Origin of the sequence: Thiohalocapsa sp. (genome assembly GCF_019695415.1) — a bacterium.
In the GTDB taxonomy this organism is placed as follows: domain Bacteria; phylum Pseudomonadota; class Gammaproteobacteria; order Chromatiales; family Chromatiaceae; genus Thiohalocapsa.
This window is the reverse complement of the sequence record NZ_JAIFKJ010000328.1, coordinates 1-2,168: the sequence shown is the minus strand read 5'-3', so window position 1 is coordinate 2,168 and position 2,168 is coordinate 1. Positions and strand designations below refer to the sequence as shown.

The window sequence follows — 2,168 nt, the reverse complement described above, 5'->3', positions numbered from 1 at the left end:
GCGCCACGCGCTTGGCGGGGTCGGCCATGTCCATGTTGAACCGGAGCGCCCCGGCGGCTTGATCCAGCTTGTAGTCCTTGGGGCGTGACTGCACGAGCTGGATGAGCTTCATGTGGTCGATGTTCGGCTGCTCGCCGAAGACGATGCGCCCGCCTTTGGGGCCGGCTTCAAGTTTCTTGATGCCGAGCGGCTGCACCTTGAGCTTGAGCGCCGTGATGGCGAAGAGGTGCTCGGTGGGCTCTGGCAGCAAGCCGAAGCGGTCGATCATTTCGACCTTGAGGTCCTTGAGCTCGGCGGGCGTCTCGGCGCTGGCGATGCGCTTATAGGTGACCAGCCGCGTGTGCACGTCCGGTAGGTAGTCGTCGGGCAGCAGCGCCGGGAGGCCAAGGTCGATCTCGGCGCCGTGGTCCAGCGGGCGGTCCAGCTCGGGGGTGCGGCCGGCCTTGAGCGCCTGCACGGCGCGCTCCAGCAGATCCATGTAGAGGGTGAATCCGATCTCATGGATCTGGCCCGATTGCTCCTCGCCGAGCAGCTCGCCGGCGCCGCGGATTTCGAGATCATGGGTCGCCAGGGTGAAGCCTGCGCCCAGGTCTTCGAGCGACTCGATGGCCTCCAGGCGCTTTTTGGCGTCCTCGGTCATCGTCTTGGCGGGCGGGGTGATGAGATAGGCATAGGCGCGGTGATGGGAGCGCCCAACCCGCCCGCGCAGCTGATGCAGCTGCGCCAAGCCCAGCTTGTCGGCGCGGTTGATGACGATGGTGTTGGCGCTCGGTACGTCGATGCCGGACTCCACGATGGTGGTGCACACCAGCACGTTGAAGCGGCGGTGATAGAAGTCCCGCATCACCCGCTCCAGCTCCTTCTCGCGCATCTGGCCGTGGGCGTACTCGACCCGGGCGCTCGGCACCAGGGCCTCGACCTTCTGCGCCATGTTCTCGATGGTCTCCACCTCGTTGTGCAGGAAATAGACCTGCCCGCCGCGGGCGATCTCGCGCTGGCAGGCCTCCTGGATCAGGCCGTCGTTCCAGGGTGAGACGAAGGTCTTGATGGGGTGGCGCTCCACCGGCGGTGTGGCGATGATGGAGAGATCGCGCATGCCGGACATGGCCATGTTGAGCGTGCGCGGGATGGGCGTGGCGGTGAGCGTCAGCACGTCCACTTCGGCGCGTAGGTTCTTGAGCTGCTCTTTGTGCCGCACGCCGAAGCGGTGCTCTTCGTCGATGATGGTGAGGCCCAAGTTCTTGAACTTCGTGTTGCCCTGGAGCAGCTTGTGGGTGCCGACGACGATGTCCACGGTGCCGGCGGCAATGCCGTCCTGAATGGCCTTGGTCTCCTTCTGGTTCTGAAAGCGCGACAGGCTCTCCACCTTGATGGGCCAGTCTGCGAATCTGTCGGCGAAGTTCTGGTAGTGCTGCTGCGCGAGCAGTGTGGTGGGTACCAGCACCGCCACCTGCTTGCCGGCGCTCACGGCGACGAAGGCCGCGCGCATGGCCACCTCCGTCTTGCCGAAGCCCACGTCGCCGCAGACCACCCGGTCCATGGGCTTCGGCTTGGCCATGTCGGCCATGATGGCCTCGATGGCGCGTTGCTGGTCCGGGGTCTCCTCGAACTCGAAGGCGCTCGCGAAGGCCTGGTACTCGGCGCCCGGGTCCGGGAAGGCGACGCCCTGGCGGGCGGCGCGGCGGGCGTAGATGTCCAAAAGCTCGGCGGCCACGTCGTGGGCCTTCTGCGCCGCCTTGCGCTTGATCTTGTCCCATTGGTCGCTGCCCAGGCGGTGCAGCGGCGCATGCTCCGGGGCGGCGCCGGTGTAGCGGGAGATCAGGTGCAGGGAGCTCACCGGCACATAGAGCTTGTCCCCCTTGGCGTACTCCAACGCCAGAAACTCTGTCGTCTCGCCGCCCACCTCCAGGCTCTGGAGCCCCAAGAACCGGCCGACGCCGTGCTCCTCGTGCACCACCGGGGCGCCCTCGTGCAGCTCCGTCAGGTTACGGACCACCGCCTCGCCGTCGCGGGCCTTCTGCTTGCGCCGGCGCCCCTGCCGCACCCGCCCGCCGTAGAGCTGGGTCTCGGTGATGACGGCGAGGCTCGCCTCGGTGTCCGGCCGGGCCCGGGGCTCTGTCTCTTATACCAATCCTGACATGCCGCGCAACAGAGAGGTTGACATACGA

At 66.8% G+C, this 2,168-nt stretch carries 1 pseudogene; it reads right to left on the bottom strand.

From position 1 onward, the window contains the following. Positions 1 to 2,083 (bottom strand): annotated as a pseudogene (gene mfd, locus I6U14_RS09390) (transcription-repair coupling factor); the annotation flags it as partial. Between the last annotated feature and the right edge of the window lie 85 nt (positions 2,084 to 2,168).